Raw genomic sequence first — 20220 nt, forward strand, 5'->3', positions numbered from 1 at the left:
TGCCGGTGTCCCCCGTGTCTGCGCTGTCGTACGAGCTCACGCGGCTCGCTGCTCGGTGCTCGTCGCCCGAATGCCCCGGGTCGACGCGATGACGGTCTTGAGCTTCTTGCCCAGGGCCTCGTAGAACATGCTGAGCGGAAACTCGTCCGGAAGCACGTCGTCCACCAGCTTGCGCGGGGGCAGATCCAGGTCGAGGGCGTCCGGGCCCTTGGCCCAGCGCGATCCCGGGTGCGGGGCCAGATAGGTGGAGACGAAGTCGTACGCGGCGAACCAGTGGACCAGTTTCGGGCGGTCGATGCCGGCCCGGTAGAGGCTCTCGATCTCGCCGAGCAGCTGCTGGGTGACCTGCGGGGCCCGGTCCCAGTCGATGCGCAGGGTGTTGTCGGTCCAGCGCACCACGTCGTGCTTGTGGAGGTACGCGAAGAGCAGCTGGCCGCCGAGGCCGTCGTAGTTGCGCTCACGGGCGCCGGTGACGGGGAAGCGGAACATCCGGTCGAAGAGCACCGCGTACTGGACGTCGCGGCCCTGCGTGACACCGTCGGCGTCCAGCCGCACGGCCTCCCGGAAGGCGGTGAGGTCGCAGCGCAGCTCCTCCAGGCCGTACATCCAGAACGGCTGCCGCTGCTTGATCATGAAGGGGTCGAACGGCAGGTCGCCATGGCTGTGGGTGCGGTCGTGGATCATGTCCCAGAGCACGAAGGCCTGCTGGCAGCGGTCCTGGTCGCCGACCATCTCGCGGATGTCGTCGGGGAGTTCGACGCCGAGGATGTCGACGGCGGCCTCGGTGACCCGGCGGAAACGGGCGGCCTCGCGGTCGCAGAAGATACCGCCCCAGCTGAAGCGCTCGGGGGCCTGCCGTACGGCGATCGTCTCGGGGAAGAGGACCGCGGAGTTGGTGTCGTAGCCGGAGGTGAAGTCCTCGAAGGTGATGCCGCAGAAGAGGGGGTTGTCGTAGCGGGTGCGCTCCAGCTCGGCGAGCCATTCGGGCCAGACCATGCGCAGGACGACCGCTTCGAGGTTGCGGTCCGGGTTGCCGTTCTGCGTGTACATGGGGAAGACGACCAGATGCTGGAGCCGGTCTTGGCGGTCGGCGGCGGGCTGGAACGCCAGCAGCGAGTCCAGGAAGTCGGGCACGCCGAAGGCGCCGTCGGCCCACTTGCGGAGGTCGGCGACGAGCGCCGCGTGGTAGGCGGCGTCGTGCGGCAGCAGGGGGGTCAGCTGCTCGACGGCGGCGATCACCCGGTCCAGCGTGACCTCGGCCGAGGCACGCACGGGCGCGCCGTCGGCGTCGAAATCTATGGAGCCGTCCTTGGACTGCCAGGGACGGATCTCCTCGACGGCGTTCTTGAGCTCGGTCCACGCGGGGTGTTCGACCACCCTCCGGTCGTCGGCCACACGCTCTCCGGGTCGGTCCTGCACAAGAATTTCCGTCATGTCACGTCCTCCACGGGAGAAGCAGGCGTCAAAGCACCGTATCGGTCTTCGATTCTCCCGTACAAGGGTGACCAAGACAAATTATCCTGCCTCGCTTTGGGTTTACGGGCGTTTTTCCTGCCGTACACGTCATGGACGACAGGCCCCGGCCTGTACGCGTACGACACGGGTCCAGACCCGGGTGGTGGCCGTTAGGCTGCCGCCGTGCCGCGTGGGGCACCAGCGCCGCGCGGGAGCCGCCGACGACGGAAGCGAGTCAGCCTTGACTTTCCTCACCATCGGTCATCGTGGAGTGATGGGTGTCGAACCCGAGAACACCCTGCGCTCCTTCCTGCACGCCGAGCGGGCCGGTATGGACGCCATCGAGCTCGACCTTCATCTGAGCAAGGACGGCGCCCTCGTCGTCATGCACGACGCCGAGCTGGACCGTACGACGGACGGGACGGGCCCCATCGCCGACCGGACCTTGGCCGAGCTGCGGGAGCTCGACGCGGGGCAGGGCGAGCGGGTGCCGGTCTTCGAGGAGGTCCTGGACGCGGTCGGCGCACCGCTCCAGGCGGAGATCAAGGATGTGGCGGCGGCGCGCGCGCTGGCCGAGGTCATGCACCGGCGGAAGCTGGTGGGACGGGTGGAGGTGTCCTCGTTCCACGACGAGGCGGTCGCGGAGATCTCCGCACTGGTACCCGGCGTACGGACGGTGCTGATCGCCAGCCGCTGGGGCGGCGACATCGTGGACCGGGCGGTCGCGGTCGGCGCCGACTCGCTCGCGCTGAACATCCGGCGGCTCACGCTGGAGGTCGTCGAGCGCGCGCACGCGGCGGGGCTCGGGGTCATCGGGTGGGTGGTGAACACCCCGGACCAGTTGCGGCTGGTCCGGGCTCTCGGCCTGGAGGGCGCGACCACCGACTTCCCGGAGATCCGCCGTACCGGCCGTTTCATCGCCTGAGCCGGCTCGGTCAACGGACCGGTCCCCGTCCCCGCACCGATCCGGACTGATCCGGGGCCGGTGCCGGTGCCGGTGCCGGTGAGAGGCCGCCCTAGCCGAGCGGCTTGACCAGCAGCTCGAACGCCAGGTCGTCGCGCTGTGGAATGCCGAAGCGCTCGTCGCCGTACGGGAAGGGCGTCAGCTTTCCCGTACGGCGGTAGCCACGGCGCTCGTACCAGGCGATCAGGTCCGCACGCTGGACGATCACGGTCATGTGCATCTCGCCGACACCCCAGTCCGCGCGGGCGAGGCGCTCCGCCTCCGCGATGACGCGCTTGCCGAGGCCGCCGCCCTGCGCCTCGGGGTCGACGGCGAACATGCCGAAGTACGCGGCGGGACCGCGGTGCTCCAGCTGGCAGCAGGCGACCAGCACGCCGTCCGTCTCGACCATCAGGAGCCGGCTGCCGTCGGCCTCGATCACATCGAGCACGCCCCGCTCGTCGGTGCGCTGTCCCTCCAGCAGATCGGCCTCGGAGGTCCACGACGCGCGGGCGCTCTCGCCCCGGTAGGCGGACTCTATGAGCGCGACGAGCTGCTTGACGTCGTCTGCGGTGGCGTCCCGGTAGGTGAGCTGACCGGGAGCCGGGCGCGGGGTGGTGTCCATGGTGCGCGTTCTCCGTTTTCTCCGCTGCGGGCGGGCGGCGCGCCCGAGCCTAACCCCATTTCCCGGGGGCGCGGTCCGGCGGGGTGGGCGGAGCCGGGCCCCGCGCGGCCCCCGCCCGGGACCGCGCCACACGTCATCCCCCCGGTCCGTCCGCACCCCCGGTGTCCGAGGCGGCCCGGGTGCCGAGCGCGCTCCCGCTGTGCTTCGGGGCGAAGCCCAGCAGCCGCGCGCAGGCCGAGGTGTCGAACAGCGAGGCGTGGCCGGTCAGTTCGGCGAAGTACGGCACGCCCGGGTGGTGTTCTTCGAGCAGTTGGGCCGTCGGCACGGGCGACGACGTGTCGTCCGCCGTCACGTTGAGAATGTGACAGCCCGTCAGTTCGGCGAGGAGCGCGTACCGGACGGCCCTGGCGGCGTCCCTCGTGTCGAGCCACCCCCACAGGTCCATCCGGTGGCCGCCCGGATCGTCGCGTACGGCGGCCAGTTGCGCCGCCAGCCGCTCACCGGTGCCGGTGAACGGGAACCGCATGCAGACGATGTCGGTGCCGTACCGCCGGTGTGTCGCGCGGGCCGTCTCCTCCAGCACGACCTTGGAGAGGCCGTACGGATCCTGGACGAGGGTGGGATGTTCCTCGTCCAGCGGTACGTAGCGCGGGGACTGCGGCTTCGGCGACCAGGCCAGTCCCACGGCCGCCAGGCTGGAGGCGGCGACGACCCGGCGTACGCCGGTACGGCCCGCCTCGTCCAGGACCCGGTGCGCGGTCAGGCAGTTGGTGGCGAACAGGGCGCTGTCGTCGTCGGAGTTGGGGTGCGGGATGGCGCCCAGATGCACGACGGCCTCCGCGCCCGCCATGGCGTCCCGCACCAGTGCGGGATCGGTCAGATCGCCGGTGTGGACGCGGTCCAGCCGCGGGTCCTCGACGGGGACCAGGTCGGTGGCGACGATCCGGTGGCCGTGGGCCAGCAGATCCTCGATGACATGGCCGCCGATGTGTCCGGCGGCTCCGGTGACCAGGACGCGCATCAGCCCTTCACCGCCCCGACCAGGCCGTTGACGAAGTAGCGCTGGAGACAGACGAAGAGCAGCACGACGGGGATGACCACGATGAGGGCTCCGGCCATCAGATTGTTGTAGTGCGGGACGTTCTCGGCCGCGAGGGTCTGGAGGCCGAGCGGGAGGGTGAAGGTCGACTGGTCGTTGAGTGAGACACGGGTGAGCAGATACTCGTTCCAGGTCGGGATCGCGGTGAGCAACGCGACCGTGATCAGGGCGGGTTGGGCCAGTGGCAGATAGATGTTGAGGAAGATCCGGAACTCGCCCGCGCCGTCGACCCGTGCGGAGTCACGCAGTTCGGCCGGGATCGCGCCGAACGCGCCGGTCATGAGCAGGATCGACAGCGGGGCACCGCCGTTGACGAACGGCAGCACCAGTCCCCAGTGCGTGCCGAGGATGCCCATCTCGTTCTCCAGCAGCACGATCGGCAGCATCACCGTCACACCGGGCACGAAGAGCAGTGCGACGAACAGCCGCGACAGGAAGGTGCGTCCGGGGAAGCGCAGGACTGCGAAGGCGTAGCCGGCCGCCGCGTAGATCACCAGTGTGAGGACCACCGTGTAGAGCGTCACCAGAAGGCTGTTGAGGAAGAAGTCGAAGAAGTGGAGCTTGTTCCAGGTGTCGATCAGGGTGTCGAAGGTGGGGTTCTTCGGGATCAGATGACCGCCGCTGACCACCTCCAGTTGGTCCTTGAACGCGGCGGAGATCATCCAGAGGAACGGATAGACGCTGATGAGTGCGTATCCGGCGAGCAGCAGACCGACGACGGTACGGGCGAGGATCCGGCGGGTGCGGGCCGCGCCGCTCTCGCCGGGCCGGCCGCCCGTGCCGCGTGCCTTGCCGGTTCGGTACGGGCCTTCGGCCGCGCGGGCGCGCGCGGCGGCCGGGTCGGCCGGGTCGGCCAGGGGGATCGACGTCATGTCTTGCTCCGCAGCGCTCGCAGATTGATCAGGGCCAGTACCAGGGCGGCGGCGAACAGCAGCCAGCCGAGCGCGCTCGCGAGGCCGAGGGTGGGCCGCAGCTGTTTGAGGAAGGCGAGGCTGTACGCCTCCAGGCCGAGCACGTTGGTGTGGTCGCCGGGGCCGCCGTTCGTCATCACCAGGAAGGTCTGGAAGCCCTGGAGCGAGTCCCGCAGGTTGAGCAGGACGACGATCGCCGTGATCGGGCGCAGCAGCGGCCAGACGACGGACAGGTTGGTGCGCCACCAGCCGGCGCCGTCGAGTTCGGCGGCCTCCAGCAGGCTGCGGTCGATGGTCTGAAGACCCGTCAGATAGAGCAGCATCGCCACCGGGACATGGCCCCACACGGTCACCACGATCATGGTGGGCAGGGCGGTGTCGGGGTTGCCGAGCCAGCCCTGCGGCTGCTGGAGCGAGCCGAGCCCGAGCTGTTCGAGCAGGAGGTTGATGGCGCCGTCCGGCTGGAGGATGTACTGCCAGGCGAAGAAGACGGCGATACCGCTGGTCACGTACGGCAGGAAGAAGACCGACCGGAGGACGGACTGCATCCGGCGGGCCTGGTTCAGCAGGATGGCCAGGGGAAACGACACCAGGACCGTCAGCAGCGGTACGGAGATCATGACCCAGAGCGTGTTCAGTCCCGCGCTGCGCACCCGGGGCGCGTAGATGGGGCTGCGCCAGAGCAGATCGGCGTAGTTGTCCAGGCCGACCCAGGTCCAGTGCGGCATGAAGCCGTTCCAGGACGCGAAGCTCAGCAGGAAGCCGTACCCGACGGTGTACAGCCCCATGACGGCGAACAGGACCACGGCGGGAGCCACGAAGAGATAGCCGGAGACGGCCTCGGTCCCGATCCCGCGGCGCGGTGGCCGCCCGCCCGACGCGCGGGCGGACTTGGCGGCGCTTCCCCCGGCCGGGGGCGTACGGCTCGCGCCGTCACCCCCGGCCGCCCCCTGTGCGGTGGTTCGAGGTGCTGTGGTCACTGCGTCGCCCAGTAGTTGCTGTTGAGCTTGCTGAGCTTGTCGCCGGTCCCGGTCGGGCTGTCCTTCCCCAGCGGGGTGAGATCGGCGAGGACCTCGCCGGCCCGGTCCTGGTCGTAGCCCGGCGGGCGGAAGTCGTTGAGGCTCGGGTCGTACGTGGTCTCGGGCGCGCCCTGGAAGCTCTCCATCATCGAGGTGAGGGCGGGGCCGAGGACCTTGGCGGAGTCGGCGCCCAGCTCGGTGGCAGGCAGGTCGGCGGACTCCTTGGCGAAGTTGGCCGCGACGTCGGTGCCGGAGAGGAACTCCATCCACTTCTTGGCGTTCTCGGGCTGCTCGCTGGTCGCCGTGAGGCTCAGACCGGTCAGCGCGATCGGGCCGAGCGCGCGGTCGGGGATGGCACCGTCCTTGGGCGCGGGCATCCCGAAGGCGAGGACGTCGTCGGCCTTCATGCCGTTCTGCTGGAGGAAGGCGAGGGTGAAGGTGCCGCCGACGGCGAAGGCCGACTTGCCCTGGGCGAACGCCTGGTCGGCCTCGTCGATGGTGAGGGTCTGGCTGCCCGGCATCCAGTACGGGGTGATCTCGTCGTACATCGAAAGGACCTTGGTGCCGTTGGCCGAGCTGAAGTCGCTCGCCTTGTCCTTGCCCCACAGGTCGCTGTACGCCTCCTTGCCCAACTGCGCGTAGGCCAGGGGCTGGAGGACCCAGGTGAGTCCGGTCGACTTGACCTTGAGGCCGAGGCTGACGCCGCCGGTCTTCGGGTCCTTGTGGTGGGTGGCCTCGAGCGCGGCCAGGAACTCCTCCCAGGTGGCGGGGGCCTTGGTGATTCCGGCGTCGGCCAGCTTCTGCTTGTTGGCGTAGACGATGCCGAAGGTGCCGGCGCTCAGGGGCACGCTGAAGCGCTGGCCCTGCTCGACACCCTTGAAGGTGGAGTCCTTGGCCTGCGATTCCTTGAACTTCTGCGGGGTGACGGTGCCCGAGCCCTTGATCGCCTCCTGGAAGCGCCCGCTCCAGGACTCCGGGATCTGGTCCTGGAGGTCGGCGGTGACTCCGGCCGCGCCGAGGACGAAGTCCTCGCCGTCGGAGTGCACTTCGAGGACGTCGGGCAGATTGCCGGTCTTGGCCGAGCTCTGCACCTTGGTGGTGTAGGCGTCGTCGGGCGTGTACGCCTCGATCGTGACCGTGATGCCGGTCTCCGCCTTGAACTCCTTCGCCGCCGCGCGCAGGGCGCCGACATGGGACTGCTTGAACGTCCACATCTCCAGCGAGTCGGAGTCGCTGCCGGAGTCGGACGATCCGCCGCAGGCGGAGAGGGTGGTCAGTGTGAGCGCGGTGGTCGCGGCCAGAGCCACGAGCCGGACATTCCGCGCGAATGGTATGCGCATGGCCCCTACCTAGGATTCAACCGTTCAGATAACCGAATGGCGTTGGAGTGACTGAACTTATGGTTGCGGTGATATAGCGTCAAGACGCACGTCGAGAATCGTGCTGACCGGTTCGCCGAGGGGCGCCGGTGCTGGGAGCGGAGGTTCCGTGGAATCGGTGGCAGCGGCAGCGCGAGGGCGTAAGCCCGAGGAGGTCAAGTCGGCGGCGCGGGTGCTGGAGGTGCTCGAACTGCTCGGCACCGAGGGCGCCCGGCTGTCGCTCGCCGAGATGGCGACCGCGATGGCGGTGCCGAAAAGCAGCCTGCACGCGATCCTGCGGACGATGGAGGCGCGGCGCTGGGTCGATCTGGACGCCTCGGGCACCCGCTACAGCCTCGGACTCAAGGCGCTGCTGACCGGTACGGCCTATCTGGAGGGCGACGACGTCGCGAGCCTCGCCGGACCGGTCCTGGACGCGCTCGCCGAGGAGACGGGCGAGTCGGTGCACCTGGGCAGGCTGGACGGGACGGACGTCGTCTACCTGGCCAAACGCGAGTCACGGCACGCGCTTCGGATGTACTCGGCGGTGGGCCGCCGGCTGCCGGCGCACGCGACGGCCCTCGGCAAGGCGATGCTGTCGCAGTACGACGCGGCGGAGGTGCAGCGCCGGCTGGACTGGCCGCTGGCCCGGCTCACCCCGGACACCGTGACCGACCCCGACGAGCTGATCCGCCAGCTCGCCGAGGCCCGGCTCCAGGGCTGGGCGATGGACGACGGCGAGAACTCCGTGGACATCCGGTGCGTGGCCGTGGCGCTCGGCACCGGGCACGGCGGCGGCGACGCCATCAGCTGTTCGGCCCCCAAGAGCCGGATGGACGACGCCCGGGTGCGGGAGATCGCCGGAGCCGTCACGGAGGCCGCGCACGCGCTGGGAACCCTCCTCAAACGGCTCGGTCAGCACTGAGGACTGTTCGACCCATATTTGGTAGAGTCATTGACAAATTAAGAGCGCTCTCTCTACGTTCGGATAGCAGTACATCATCCTGCTATCTGTACGCTGGAGTTCGAATGGCTCAGCCTGATGCCCGCTCCGACATCCTCGCCCCCGCTCCGTGGGTCGAGGAACGCGGTGCGAAGATCCGCATCACGGCCGTCTCCACCTTCCTCACCGCCCCGCACGGCTGCCCCCATCTCGTGGTCCGCGTCGAGACCAACGAACCGGGGCTCTACGGCCTCGGCTGCGCCAGCGACCCGCAGCGCACCCTCGCCGTACGGTCCGTGCTGGACGACTATCTCGCCCCGATGCTCGTCGGACGCGACCCCGACGACATCGACGACATCCACCGGCTGCTGCTCAACAGCGCCTACTGGCGGGGCGGTTCGGTCACCGGCAACGCGCTCGGCGGGATCGACGTCGCCCTGTGGGACCTCAAGGCCAAGCGCCTCGGCGCACCGCTCTACTCGCTGTTCGGCGGCCGGGTCCGTACCCACGCCGAGGCGTACACCCATGTCAGCGGCGCCGACGCCGACGAGATCAGCGACAAGGTCGTGGCGGCGCGCGAGCGCGGCTACCGCCATGTCCGTGTCCAGGCGTCCGTGCCGGGCTCCGACACCTACGGCACCGCGGCCACGTCCGCGACCGACGCCCACGCGCTGCGCACCCGCTCGGTGCCGTGGGACTCCGCCGCGTACGTACGCACCGTGCCGCGCGTCCTGACGGCCGTACGCGACCGGGTGGGCGACGAGGTCGAGTTGCTGCACGACGCGCACGAGCGGCTCGACCCCCGGCAGGCGCGGGACTTCCTGCGCCGGGTCGAGGACGCCGGACTGTACTTCGTGGAGGATCTGCTCGCCCCGGAGGACGCGCGCCACTTCGCGGCGCTGCGTGCCTCCTCCCCCGTACCGCTCGCCGTCGGTGAACTCTTCCACGACGTCGGCCAGTTCCTGCCGCTGCTCGACGGCCCCGCCATCGACTTCGCCCGGATCCGGGTCCCGACCCTCGGCGGTCTCACGCCGGCCCGCAAACTCGCCGCCTACTGCGAGTTGCGCGGCGTACGGCTCGCGCCGCACGGTCCCGCCGACGTCAGCCCCGTCGCCCAGGCCGCCACGCTCGCCATGAACATCAGCAGCCACGCCTTCGGTGTGCAGGAGGCCGCCGTCTTCAAGCCCGCCGTGCTCGACGTCTTCCCCGGTACGGTCGTCGCGCACGACGGCGCGCTGTCCCCGCACGAGACCCCCGGCCACGGTGTCGACTTCGACGAGGCCGCGGCGCGCAGACATCCGGTGCCGGAGCCGCTGGAACACGACCGCTGGGCCCTGCTGCGCAACACGGACGGGAGCGTGCAGCGGCCATGACACCACCCACGTCACTGGGCGCGGGCGTGCGGAGCGCGCGCGGGGCGGTGGACGACGGGCTCATCGGCGCCCCGGTCGCCGCCGCCGCGTTCATCACGGCCTCCGGGCTCGAACACCCCTATCCCGCCTCCGAGTTGAATCACCGGCCCGGCGCCGGGTCACTGCTCGACCTAGGCCCTGTCTGCCTCCGCGCGCTCGTCCATCTGCTCGGACCGGTCAGCCGGGTCACCGGAGCCACCTCCGGGCCGCGCGCCGAGCGGACCGCCGACGGCGCGCCGGGGGCCGAGGAGGGTTTCGAGACCGAGCCGGACACCCAGGTCACCGGAGTTCTGGAACACACCGACGGCCCGCTGACCACGCTCGTCATCCGCTCCGGCAGCCGCACGGCGGGGCTGCCGCGCATCGAGGTCCACGGCACCGAGGGCTCGCTCTCCCTGCCCGGCCTTGACGGCGGCGACGGGCCGGTGGCACTGCACCGGGCGGACGGCGAGTGGGAGCCGCTTCCGGAAACCGCGCTCGCTGAGGACCTGGTGGACCGGCCGCATCGGGCGGACCAGCCGCATCGGGCGCCGGACGAGCTCGCCCGCCATGCGCTGGACGTCATGCTGACGCTGTTCGACGCGGCGCGCGACGGTGTCTGGCTGCCGGTGCGCGGCGATCGCGCGAGGCCGGAGGCCGTACGCACGTAACCACGGCGCGGGGCCACGACCGCCCCCACCCCCCATGCGAACGGCAGGAAGGCGGCGGCCTTCCTGCCGTTCTTCACTCACCGATTCGTCAGGGCAATTAATGTCCAGGAGGAGAACTTTCCGGGCGGGAATTCGACTGACAATTCAATCGCAGAGCCCCTACCACCAGGAACTCAGAAGTAATCGGGACAGGCGTTGACTTGATAACACTCTTGGTTTTACATGGCGGTTACCGGCAGGACAGGAAGGGCCGCCCATGCATGACCGAAGGAAGTCCGGAGAGGCGCGAATAGCCCATTTCCTCGATCATCGGCTGCGCCCCGCGCTGTACACCGCGCGGCTCCCGATGGAGGTCGGAGCCTGGCACATTCCGGGCGAGCCGGTGCCCGTCGACGTGGCGCTGCGTGCCGGGTACACACCGTTCGTCGTCGGCGAGACATGGGGTGGCGGCCCCTGGTCGACGAGCTGGTTCCGCCTCACGGCCGATGTGCCCGAGCGCTGGGCCGGCCGCCGGGTTGAGGCGGTCGTCGATCTCGGCGGCGGCCGGGCCGAGGGGCTGGTCCACGACGAACACGGCACCCCGCTCCAGGGTCTGCTCCCGCACGACAAGGCCGTGCCCGTCGCGCCGCACGCGCGGGGCGGTGAGCCCGTACGGCTGCTCGTCGAGGCCGCGGCCAATCCGGCGATCGACGCGGCCACCGGCGCCGGGGCCCACTTCGGCGACCCGGTCACGGCCGGCGACGAACCCCTTCACCAGCTGCTCCGCGCGGATCTCGCCGTACGCGACGAGAACATCTGGCAGCTCATCCATGACATCGATGTCCTGTACAGCTTGATGCGCGCGCTGCCCCTCGAACTGCCGCGCCGCCACGAGATCCTGCGGGCGCTGGACCGGGCCGTCGACGCCGTCGACCCCCGTGACATCCCGGGGACGGCCGCCGGCGCGCGGGGCGTTCTCGCGCCGGTGCTGGCCCGCCGGGCGTATGAGTCCGCGCACACCGTCGCCGCCGTCGGGCACGCGCGCTCCGGATCCGCCCGGCTGCGGCCGATGCGCGAGAGCGTCCGCGCGAGTGCCCGCGCGTTCAGCAGCATGGCCGCGCTCACCGAGGAGTATCCGGAGCTGGTGTTCGCCGCGCCCGAGGCGCAGCGGCACGCCTGGATGAAGGACCAGCACCCGCATGTCTTCGAGCGAATACGCAAGGCGGTCGCGCGGGGCAACTGGGTGCCGGTGGGCGGCATGTGGGTGGAGCCCGACGCGCGGCTGCCCGGCGGGGAGTCGCTGGCACGGCAGTTCACGCTCGGACGGCGTTTCTACCGGGAAGAGCTGGGCGTGGACTCCGACGGCGTCTGGCTGCCCGGCCCCGGCGGTATGAGCGCCGCCCTGCCCCAACTCGCCGTGCTGGCCGGAGCGCGCTGGCTCCTCGGCCATACGCCCACCGCCGACGACGCCAACTCCTCTCCGCACCACACGTTCTGGTGGGAGGGCCCCGACGGCAGCCGGATCTTCACGCACTGCCCGCCCGCCGGTCCGCGCCAAGCGGCGCTCACGGGGCCCGAGTTGGCGGACACGGTCGCGGCGTACGCGGACAAGGGCGGCGGCAGCCGCTCGCTGACGCCGTTCGGCCATGAGCCGCCGGACGCCGCCGGTCCGGACCGGTACGGCGCGGATCACGGCGGCGAGAACGAGGACGGCGCGGACCAGGACGGCGCGGGACCAACCCGCGAGACGCTGGAACGCGCCCGCAGGCTGGCCGACCTGGAGGGTTCGCCCCGGGTCGAGATCCAGCACCCCGCGCACTTCTTCCGGGACGCGCTCGACGAGTACCCGCACGCCCCGGTATGGCGCGGTGAGCTGTACGCGCAGACGCACCACGGCTCGTACACCAGCCAGGCCCGTACGAAGCGCGGCAACCGGCGGAGTGAATCCCTGCTGCGGGAGGCCGAGTTGTGGTCGGCGACGGCGGCCGTACGGGACGGGGTGCCCTACCCGTACGAGGAACTGGACGCCCTGTGGAAGCGCGTCCTGCTGCACCAGAGCCGGGACATCCTGGCGGGCGGCGCCATCGCCTGGGTGCACGAGGAGGCCGAGCAGACGTACCGCGCGATCCACCGCAGGCTGGAGAGCCTGATCCGGCGGGCCGCGGGCGGACCGGACGGGGCGACGGTCCTCAACGCCGGGCCGCGCGCCCGCCGCGAAGTGGTCGTCCTCGACCAGGACCGGCTGACCGGAGCCGACGCGGTGGACGCGGGCCAGCCGCTGTCCGGCGGACGGCTCGCCGTCCTGGCCGAGGCTCCCGCGCTCGGCCGGGGCACGGCCGGACTGCCGCTCGACGGCACGGCGCCGGTGACGGTCGCCGCCGCCGATCCCGCACGCGGCGGCGGATATCTGCTGGACAACGGGCTGCTGCGGATCCACGTCGACTCGGCGGGGCTCGTGCGCTCCGCGCTCGACCTGACGGCGGACCGAGAGGCCATCGCCCCCGGCGGGGCGGGCAATCTGCTCCAACTGCACCGGGACGACCCGGCGTTGTGGAGCGCGACGGGCCTCGACGCGCCGCGCCGCGACACCCACCACGACGCCCACCGTGCCACGCATCGCGATCTCGACGTCGCGTCGTCGGTCGAAGTCACCGACAACGGGCCGCTGTTGGCGCGGATACGGGTGGAGCGCGGCACCGGCAGATCCACCATCACGCAGCGGCTGACACTGACGGCGGGCAGCCGCGCGCTGGGCATCGACACCGACGTCGACTGGCGCGAGCAGGACACGTTCCTCAAGTCGGCCTGGCCGCTCGACGTACACGCCGAGAACAGCCGCGGCGAGATCCAGTACGGCCACGCCGAGCGCCCCACGCACGAGAACACCAGCTGGGACGCGGCCCGTTACGAGCAGTGGGCACACCGCTGGATCCACGTCGGCGAGCACGGCTGGGGCGTGGCGCTCGCCTCGGACGCGACGTACGGCTACGACGTCTCGCGCCACACCCGCGCGGACTCCGGAACCACCACGCTCGTACGTCTCTCACTGCTCCGTGCCGCGCACAGCCCGGATCCGCACGCCGACCGCGGGCCCCAGCACTTCCGGCACACGCTGCGCCCCGGCGCCGATGTCGCCGACGCGATCTCGGAGGGGTACGCCCTGAACCTGCCGCTGCGCGCGGGGCCGGCGGCCGGGCCGGTGGAGCCGCTGGTGGGCGTGGACGGTCCGGACGTGGTCGTCGAGGCGGTGAAGCTCGCCGACGACCGGTCGGGCGATGTGGTGGTACGGCTGTACGAGTCGCGGGGCGGCCGGGCCCGTACGACACTGACCGCCGGCTTTCCCGTCACCGCCGTGCGCGAGACGGACCTTCTGGAGGACACGCTCGCCGTCCACGCGCACACCGGCCGGTCGGTCGCGCTGACGCTGCGGCCCTTCCAGATCCTGACGCTGCGGCTGGTCCGTGGTTCAGGCGCGAAAGGGGTCCCGGGTGTCTGACACCCGGCCGGGCGACGGATCGCTCTCCCCCGAACTCCGCGCCGTGCTGCGCCGCTGGGTCGACGAGGGCGGCGCGCTGGCCACCCGCGCGGGTGTCGTGCTGCTGGCGGCCGACGGGCTGCGGGACGCGGAGATCTCGCGCCGGCTCGGGGTGTCGCGGCAGACCGTGGGCAGTTGGCGGCAGCGCTGGACGAGCGCGGGCATCGGCGGGCTCGAACACCGGCCGCGCACCGGCAGACCGGCGACGGTCGACGAGGCCGAGGTCGTCACGCGCACGCTGCTCGCCCCCGGCGGCAGCGGCGCGTCGCGGGCGGTGGCAAGGGAGTTGGGCCTCTCGCACGCCACGGTCGCCGGTATCCGCCGCCGCTGGCGGCTGGTCCCCGACGAGCCGGTGTCCCCGTCGGTCCCGACCCGCCCGCCGCTGCCGGGGGCCGATGTGTGGGTGATGGGCCTGTACGTGGACGGCCTGCGCGGCGTCCTCCTGGCCGGCACCCGCCTGGTCCCGAGCCCCCCGGCGACGTCCGGCACGGTGATAGGCGCGGACGTCCTGGCGGGCCTCGACCGCTCCCTGGACGCGGCCCTGTCATCGACCCGCCGCCGAGCCCCGGACCCGACCGAGGCCCGGTCCCCCGGGCCGGGCGCGGGCACGGGCCGCCCTCCTGAGTCGGGCCCCCGGCCCGACGCGGGCACCGAGCACGGCGGGGCGGACGACGCGGACGACGCGGCCGGGCCCGTCGGCCCACACCGCAACCCGGCGCACCGGACCGGCACGAACGGCACCTTCGACGCCGCCCCCGGGCAGGAGTCGGCGGCGGATCCGGGCGTCGGAGCCGTATCCCTCGGCCCACACGACAACCCGGCGCACCGGACCGGCACGAACAGCGCCATCGACGCCGACCCCGAGCAGAGGCCGACGGCAGGCTCCGGCGTTGGCGCCGTACCACTCGGCCCACACGACAACCCGGCCCACGGAGCGGGCATAAGCACCACCGCCATCCCCGACGCACAAGCACGCACCGGCACCGGCGCTGACTCGACCGCCGACCCGGCGGGAGCCGCGCCCGGCGGACCCCGCCCGGCCGCCTCCGGCGCCGGCCTCGCGCAGGGCCCGGCAGCCGCCGGCCGCCCCGGTCCGGTGGGCGGCGCCGCCGCCGCAAGGAACCCGGCCGCCGACCCGGGCTCCCCCCGCCGCGCGGATGTCGTCGCGTCCGACCGGGCGTTGGCCGGGTATCTCGCGCAGGCCAGCCGGCGGCATCCCGATCTCGCCCTGCACGCCGTCACGTTGTGGGACGACGCGCCCGGCAGCGCCCCTGCACCGGCCGCCGAGAGCCCCCAACCACCCAGCTCCATCGGCACGGTGACGTGCCATCACATCCCCGCGCGCTCCACCTGGCGCACCTTCCTCCGGGCCATGATCGCCCTCGACAGCACCAGCCATCCGGAGTCGTCACGGCGCGTCTATCTCGATTTGGCCGCCGAGTTGGAGCGGTACGCGGCGGGGCGCCCCGACGACCCGCAGCACACCGTGCGCTGGCTGCGGGAGAACGTCGCGGGCCATCTCGGGGGCGAGAGCGCGAAGGACAGTTCCGGGCGCGGGCACTCCTGGAGCGGCGTCAACCAGATCGACCTGGGGTCGTTCAACGAGTGCGTCGTCATCGAGACCGTCCGGCTCTCCGGCACCATCACACGCGGCGAGATCGCCCATCGCACCGGGCTCACCCAGCAGTCGGTGTCCCGCATCGCCCGGTCGCTGCTCGACCGGGGCATCCTGATCGAGGACGCGCAGCTGCGCGCCACCTCGGGCAAGCCGCGTACGCCGGTACGACTGCGCGGCGCCGCCGCGCACGCGCTGGGGATCCATATCGATCCCGAACTGCTCACGGCCGTCGTGATCGATCTCGACGGCGCGATCGTCTGCACCCGTACGCGGTCCGTCAGCGCGGACACCGACCCGGCGGAGTTCGTGGAGCGGGTGGCCGCGCTGGGGCGCGAGACGCTGGCCGAGGCGGGCGGAGCCGTACGGCCCGAGGGGTTCCTCGGCATTGGCGTCGCGGTGCCGGGGCCGGTGGACATCGCGTCCGGGACCGTGCTGGGACCGCCCCTGATGTCGGCCTGGGGCGACCTTCCGCTGCTGTATCTCCTCAAGGACCACTTCCCGTGCCCGGTCATCATGGAGAAGGACTCCACCGCCGCGGCGGCCGGCGAGCGCTGGATCGGCCGTGACCGGCGGGCCAGGGACTTCGCGTATCTCTATCTCGGTACGGGCGTGGGCACCGGCCTCTATCTGAACGGCGACATCTACCGGGGCGTCAGCGCGAACGCGGGCGAGTTCGGGCAGCTCTGCGCCATCGCGCTGGGGCGGGTCGACAAGGACGGCCGGCCCGAGATCCTGCCCGAGTGCAATCCGCCGGTGTCGGTACCCGACCTTGCCGCGCGCGGCGGTCTGCGCCCGGCGGCCACGACGAGCGGGAGCACCGCCGCGTATCTGGCGGTGGGCCGGGCTGCGGCAGCGGGCGACCGGGCGGCGGCAGCGGCCGTACGCGAGGTGGCCCAGGCGGTCGGGCGGGGCGCGCTGGGGCTGATCGATCTGCTGGACATCGATCTGATCGTCCTCGGCGGGCCGTTCTTCACGGACGACGTCGCGGACTTCTATCTGGCCGAGATCGCCCGTACGGTCAACGAGTTCCCGACCGCCCGGCGGCTGCGCCGGGTCGAGGTGGAGCCGTCCGTGCTGAGCGCGGGGGCCGCCGCCGTCGGGGCCGCTTCCACGATCTTCCACGCGACGTTCACGCCGAGGCTGCGGGGCCGGGAGACACGGGCGCGGCATCTGCCCACCGGCTGATCCGCCCCCGGCCCGCCGTGCGGAACCCGGGCCGACGAACGCGCGGGCCGCCGGGAGATCCCGTACGGCCCGCGCGTCCTTCATGGCGGAACGAGTCACCTCGGCGGCGTCGGCCGCGTCGCGGTCAGCCCGATCTGCTTCTTCAGCATCCGCCCACCGTCACCGGTGAGCCGCAGGTAGTAGTCCGACGAGCAGGCCGTGCCGTCCTCGTCGAGCGCCCAGATGCCGGAGCCGGACGGCACCTGGGAGCCGTTCTCCGCGGTCTTGGCGATCTGGTTGCCCTCGTTGTACTCGTCGAACATGGAGATGTAGATCCCCGCGACGTTGAGCCGGCACATGTTGTAGAACTGCCGCCACATGAAGTCGCCGTGCGCGCGATGCCTGGACTGGAGGTCTCCCGGCATCACACAGGGCTGGTAGTCGATCCCGCTGGCGTCACAGTCCGCCTTGTCGGGGGTGTTGACGTCCCGGTAGAACTGGTCGGCCTGGGCGACGTTGCCCATCCGCCCGACCATCCACGGCGAGATCATGTTGAACGCGTGGTAGACGCCGGAGAAGCCGGGCCTGGAGTCGCTGTTGCCGTTGCGCCAGTGGGTGGGCACCCCGCCGATGACGTAACAGCCCTGGCCCTTGAACCAGTTGATGACGTCCAGGCACTCCGGGGGCGCGAACGGGCGCTTGTCGTCGGCGAAGCCGAAGCCCCAGATGCAGACGACCGGCTTGCCGTTCTGCCTGGCGTACATGCTCGAAGACGTGTACGCCTTCATCTTGTTCGTCCAGTCCGCCTTGATCTCGGACTGCATGGCGCGCCAGTCGGTGACGTCGTACATGATGTAGAACTTCCGGCCGTTGGCCTCGGCCGACCGGCGCACCTTGACCGCCATCGCGTCCCGCATCGGGCCCTCGCCGCCCACGGGGTTGAAGCGCTGGAGCGCGGCGGTGTCGCAGTTGTTCTCGCGCATCCACCGGAAGTGGGTGTCGACGGTCTGCTGGTCGTGCGAGGAGAACAGCGAGGCCGGCTGGCCATTGTTCAGATTCGGATACGCGGTGGGGAATGAACGCGTGTACTCGCGCATATCCGGCCACGACTTGATGGTGTTATTGGTGAGTGACGGCGGCTGGCCGGAGTCCTGGCTCCAGTGCCACCACCGGTCGATCGGGGAGCCGTCGCCCTTGGCGGCGAACCAGCCCTGATACCCGACGCTGATCTTGCCGACCACATCGCCGGGGGGACTCGCGGCCGGTGCCACCCCAGCCCTCGCTCGCGGGGCGGGGGCGGCGCCCGCCTGCTGGCTGCCGAGGACACCACCGGCGGCTGCTGTGCCGGCCAGCGCCGACGCGATCACGGCACGTCTTGAAATACTCACGGAGTATTTCCTCCCACTAGAAATCTGCCTGAAATACGCGGATCCACGGGGGTGGGGGGAATTTCAGGCGGCGGCAGCCCGCCCGCCTCCGTGGCGCACCATCGAAAAGTAACCGCCTCCGGACGGGCACCACAAGGCCCGCGCAGCAGCTTTGTCCAGACCAATCCGGAGAATGTGTCAGCCTATTTTCTTTACGTTTTCCGTTTCCAGCGGAATGCGAAAAGCACGCGGTTTCCACACCCCGTGATCGGGGGCCGCGTCCCCCCGGTGTGCTCCCCCCGTGTCTCCCTGCGCTCGTATGCGCCTCGAACGGCAGGGGCATTTCACCGTTGACACCGTTTGTGTGGACATCGTTGGAGCATGGCGAGGCGGAGGTGTGCGGTGCACGGACCGGCGACTGCCGGCTGGCTGGTCGTGGCGCTCTGCGCGGCGGCCGGGACCTACTGTCTGCTGCGGCTGCGCGGCGCCCCGGGCACGGGACGCGGCACGGCCGGCGGCGAGGCCCTGATGGGATTCGGGATGGCGGCGATGGCCGTGCCCGCCGCGGTGGTCACACCGCCGCGCTGGGTCTGGCTGTTGTACGCGGCGGTGTTCGGGGTCGCGGCGCTGCGCACCCTGGGCCCGGCCCGCAGGTCGTCGCACCATCTGCACCATCTCGTGGGCATGCTCGCCATGGTCTACATGTCGGTGGCGATGGCCCTGCTCCCGGGCGCCGCGCACGGCGCACACGGCACGGGGGACGCGGGCGGGACACCGCTGGCCACGGGTGTGCTGCTGATCTACTACGCGGGGTTCGTGCTCTGGACGGGCGCGCGGCTGCTCCCGTTGCAGACCGTGACGGCGCCGGAGGACGAAGGGGGCCCAGGACTCACGGGCACGGCGATCGTGGGCACGGGCATCCCCGCCGCGGGGGCAGCGGGTGCGGCGGGGACGGTGACGGAGGTGGCGCCGGTGGTGGCGCCGGACGTCGACGCCGGGGAGCCCCGGCCCGAGATGGCCCTGGCCTGCCGGCTTTCGATGGGCATCGCGATGCTGGCGATGCTGCTCACGCTCTGACGCACCGCATATAGGGACATATCCCGACCTACCGGAAACATCCGGCACGTCCGACGACCGTGTCCTGCGTCACTTGGCGCCCGCGGCCCACCCTCCGCACGGCCCGGCCCTCATAAACTGACGACCATGATGGTCTCCCTCGTGCTGCTGACGCTCGCCGCGCTGGCCGCCGTGGCCGCCCCGCGGCTGCTGGCCCGCGCCGAATGGCCCGAGCGCGAGCCCGTGGTGGCGCTCTGGGTGTGGCAGTGCGTGGTGGCCGCCGTACTGCTGTGCTTCGCCCTCGCCATGACGTTCAGCGCGGCGGCGGCCTGGGTGGCCGTCCGAGGACATGTCTTCGCCCCCGCACCGAGCGGGGTCGTCGAGGCGTACGCGCTCGGCGCGCACCGCCCGTGGTCGGCGGTGCTGGCCGTGATCCTGGCGGCCGGCGGTGTGTGGACGGGCGCGATGCTCACCCGTGAGATCCATCGGGCGCACACCCGCCGCAAGCAGCGCCGCCGTGAACTGCTCGTCCGTTCCCCGCTGTTGCCCGGCGAGGAGTCCGGCGGCGGCCCGCTGGTCGTCCTGGAGGGCGAGCGTCCGGGCGCCTGGTGGCTGCCGGGGGCCGCACCGCAACTCGTCATCACCACGGCCGCCCTGCGGCGGCTCAAGGGCCGCCAGCTCGATGCCGTACTGGCCCATGAGCAGGGCCACGCCCGCGCACGGCACGACTGGCTGCTGCACTGCTCGTCGGCGCTGGCCAACGGTTTCCCGCAGGTGCCGGTCTTCGCCGCGTTCCAGGGCGAGATGCACCGCCTGGTCGAGCTGGCCGCCGACGATGTCGCCTCGCGCCGCTTCGGCCGGCTGACGATCGCGCTCGCCCTGGTCGAACTGAACGAGGACCGGGGGGTGTTCGGGCCCTGCCCGACCCCCGACGGAGAGCTGCCGCGCCGGGTCGACCGGCTGCTGACGCCGCTCCCCCGGCTCACGGCCGGCCGCCGGCTGCGGCTGACGGCCGCGGCGGCGCTGGTGCCTGCCGTGCCGCTGGTGGTGGCCTTCATCCCGGCGCTACGTACGCTGGGTTAACTT

Annotated in this window: 15 protein-coding genes; 8 read left to right on the forward strand and 7 right to left on the reverse strand. The window is 71.5% G+C overall.

The genetic code is table 11. From position 1 onward, the window contains the following. Positions 1–36: 36 nt before the first annotated feature. Positions 37–1434 carry a DUF6421 family protein gene (locus ACFYNU_RS08040; protein ID WP_356585134.1) on the reverse strand — a complete coding sequence of 466 codons (1398 nt, stop codon included), beginning with the start codon at positions 1432–1434 and terminating at the stop codon, positions 37–39. Between the two features lie 262 nt (positions 1435–1696). Between ACFYNU_RS08040 and ACFYNU_RS08045 the strand changes: the two genes are divergently transcribed. Next, positions 1697–2380 carry a glycerophosphodiester phosphodiesterase family protein gene (locus ACFYNU_RS08045; protein ID WP_356585135.1) on the forward strand — a complete coding sequence of 228 codons (684 nt, stop codon included), beginning with the start codon at positions 1697–1699 and terminating at the stop codon, positions 2378–2380. 91 nt (positions 2381–2471) lie between these two features. On the opposite strand, the gene ACFYNU_RS08050 is transcribed toward ACFYNU_RS08045, so the two are convergent. The 5 genes from ACFYNU_RS08050 to ACFYNU_RS08070 form a co-directional block, all read right to left on the reverse strand. Next, positions 2472–3023: a GNAT family N-acetyltransferase gene (locus ACFYNU_RS08050; protein ID WP_356585136.1), complete on the reverse strand. Its 552-nt coding sequence runs from the start codon at positions 3021–3023 to the stop codon at positions 2472–2474. Positions 3024–3156: 133 nt separating this feature from the next. Beyond that, positions 3157–4044: an NAD(P)-dependent oxidoreductase gene (locus ACFYNU_RS08055; protein ID WP_356585137.1), complete on the reverse strand. Its 888-nt coding sequence runs from the start codon at positions 4042–4044 to the stop codon at positions 3157–3159. Next, positions 4044–4994, reverse strand: coding sequence for a carbohydrate ABC transporter permease (locus tag ACFYNU_RS08060; protein WP_356585138.1), 951 nt, complete (start codon positions 4992–4994; stop codon positions 4044–4046). Before ACFYNU_RS08060 ends, ACFYNU_RS08055 begins: the two co-directional genes overlap by 1 nt. Then, a complete protein-coding gene (locus ACFYNU_RS08065) occupies positions 4991–6013 on the reverse strand; it encodes a sugar ABC transporter permease (RefSeq protein WP_356585139.1) in 1023 nt (340 codons plus the stop codon). The genes ACFYNU_RS08060 and ACFYNU_RS08065 overlap by 4 nt, the downstream gene beginning before the upstream one ends. Beyond that, positions 6010–7392, reverse strand: coding sequence for an extracellular solute-binding protein (locus tag ACFYNU_RS08070; RefSeq protein WP_356585140.1), 1383 nt, complete (start codon positions 7390–7392; stop codon positions 6010–6012). Before ACFYNU_RS08070 ends, ACFYNU_RS08065 begins: the two co-directional genes overlap by 4 nt. A 157-nt stretch (positions 7393–7549) precedes the next feature. Between ACFYNU_RS08070 and ACFYNU_RS08075 the strand changes: the two genes are divergently transcribed. From ACFYNU_RS08075 to ACFYNU_RS08095, 5 genes are all read left to right on the forward strand, one after another. After that, positions 7550–8335: an IclR family transcriptional regulator gene (locus tag ACFYNU_RS08075; protein WP_356585141.1), complete on the forward strand. Its 786-nt coding sequence runs from the start codon at positions 7550–7552 to the stop codon at positions 8333–8335. 104 nt (positions 8336–8439) lie between these two features. Then, positions 8440–9726: an enolase C-terminal domain-like protein gene (locus ACFYNU_RS08080; protein WP_356585142.1), complete on the forward strand. Its 1287-nt coding sequence runs from the start codon at positions 8440–8442 to the stop codon at positions 9724–9726. Further along, positions 9723–10415: a Gfo/Idh/MocA family oxidoreductase gene (locus ACFYNU_RS08085; RefSeq protein ID WP_356585143.1), complete on the forward strand. Its 693-nt coding sequence runs from the start codon at positions 9723–9725 to the stop codon at positions 10413–10415. Before ACFYNU_RS08080 ends, ACFYNU_RS08085 begins: the two co-directional genes overlap by 4 nt. Before the next feature lie 256 nt (positions 10416–10671). Beyond that, positions 10672–13890: a glycoside hydrolase family 38 C-terminal domain-containing protein gene (locus ACFYNU_RS08090; RefSeq protein WP_356585144.1), complete on the forward strand. Its 3219-nt coding sequence runs from the start codon at positions 10672–10674 to the stop codon at positions 13888–13890. Further along, a complete protein-coding gene (locus tag ACFYNU_RS08095; protein WP_356585145.1) occupies positions 13883–16732 on the forward strand; it encodes an ROK family protein in 2850 nt (949 codons plus the stop codon). Before ACFYNU_RS08090 ends, ACFYNU_RS08095 begins: the two co-directional genes overlap by 8 nt. Positions 16733–16827: 95 nt before the next feature. Here ACFYNU_RS08095 and ACFYNU_RS08100 read toward each other — a convergent pair whose 3' ends face one another. Next, positions 16828–18099: a glycoside hydrolase family 71/99-like protein gene (locus ACFYNU_RS08100; RefSeq protein WP_356585146.1), complete on the reverse strand. Its 1272-nt coding sequence runs from the start codon at positions 18097–18099 to the stop codon at positions 16828–16830. 360 nt (positions 18100–18459) lie between these two features. Here ACFYNU_RS08100 and ACFYNU_RS08105 point away from each other — a divergent pair, with 360 nt between their 5' ends. Continuing rightward, positions 18460–19155, forward strand: coding sequence for a DUF5134 domain-containing protein (locus ACFYNU_RS08105; RefSeq protein WP_356585147.1), 696 nt, complete (start codon positions 18460–18462; stop codon positions 19153–19155). A 126-nt stretch (positions 19156–19281) separates the two neighbouring features. Beyond that, positions 19282–20217: a M56 family metallopeptidase gene (locus tag ACFYNU_RS08110; RefSeq protein WP_356585148.1), complete on the forward strand. Its 936-nt coding sequence runs from the start codon at positions 19282–19284 to the stop codon at positions 20215–20217. Positions 20218–20220: the final 3 nt, after the last annotated feature.

The sequence above is a fragment of the Streptomyces sp. NPDC006643 genome (assembly GCF_042870175.1).
Classification (GTDB): domain Bacteria; phylum Actinomycetota; class Actinomycetes; order Streptomycetales; family Streptomycetaceae; genus Streptomyces.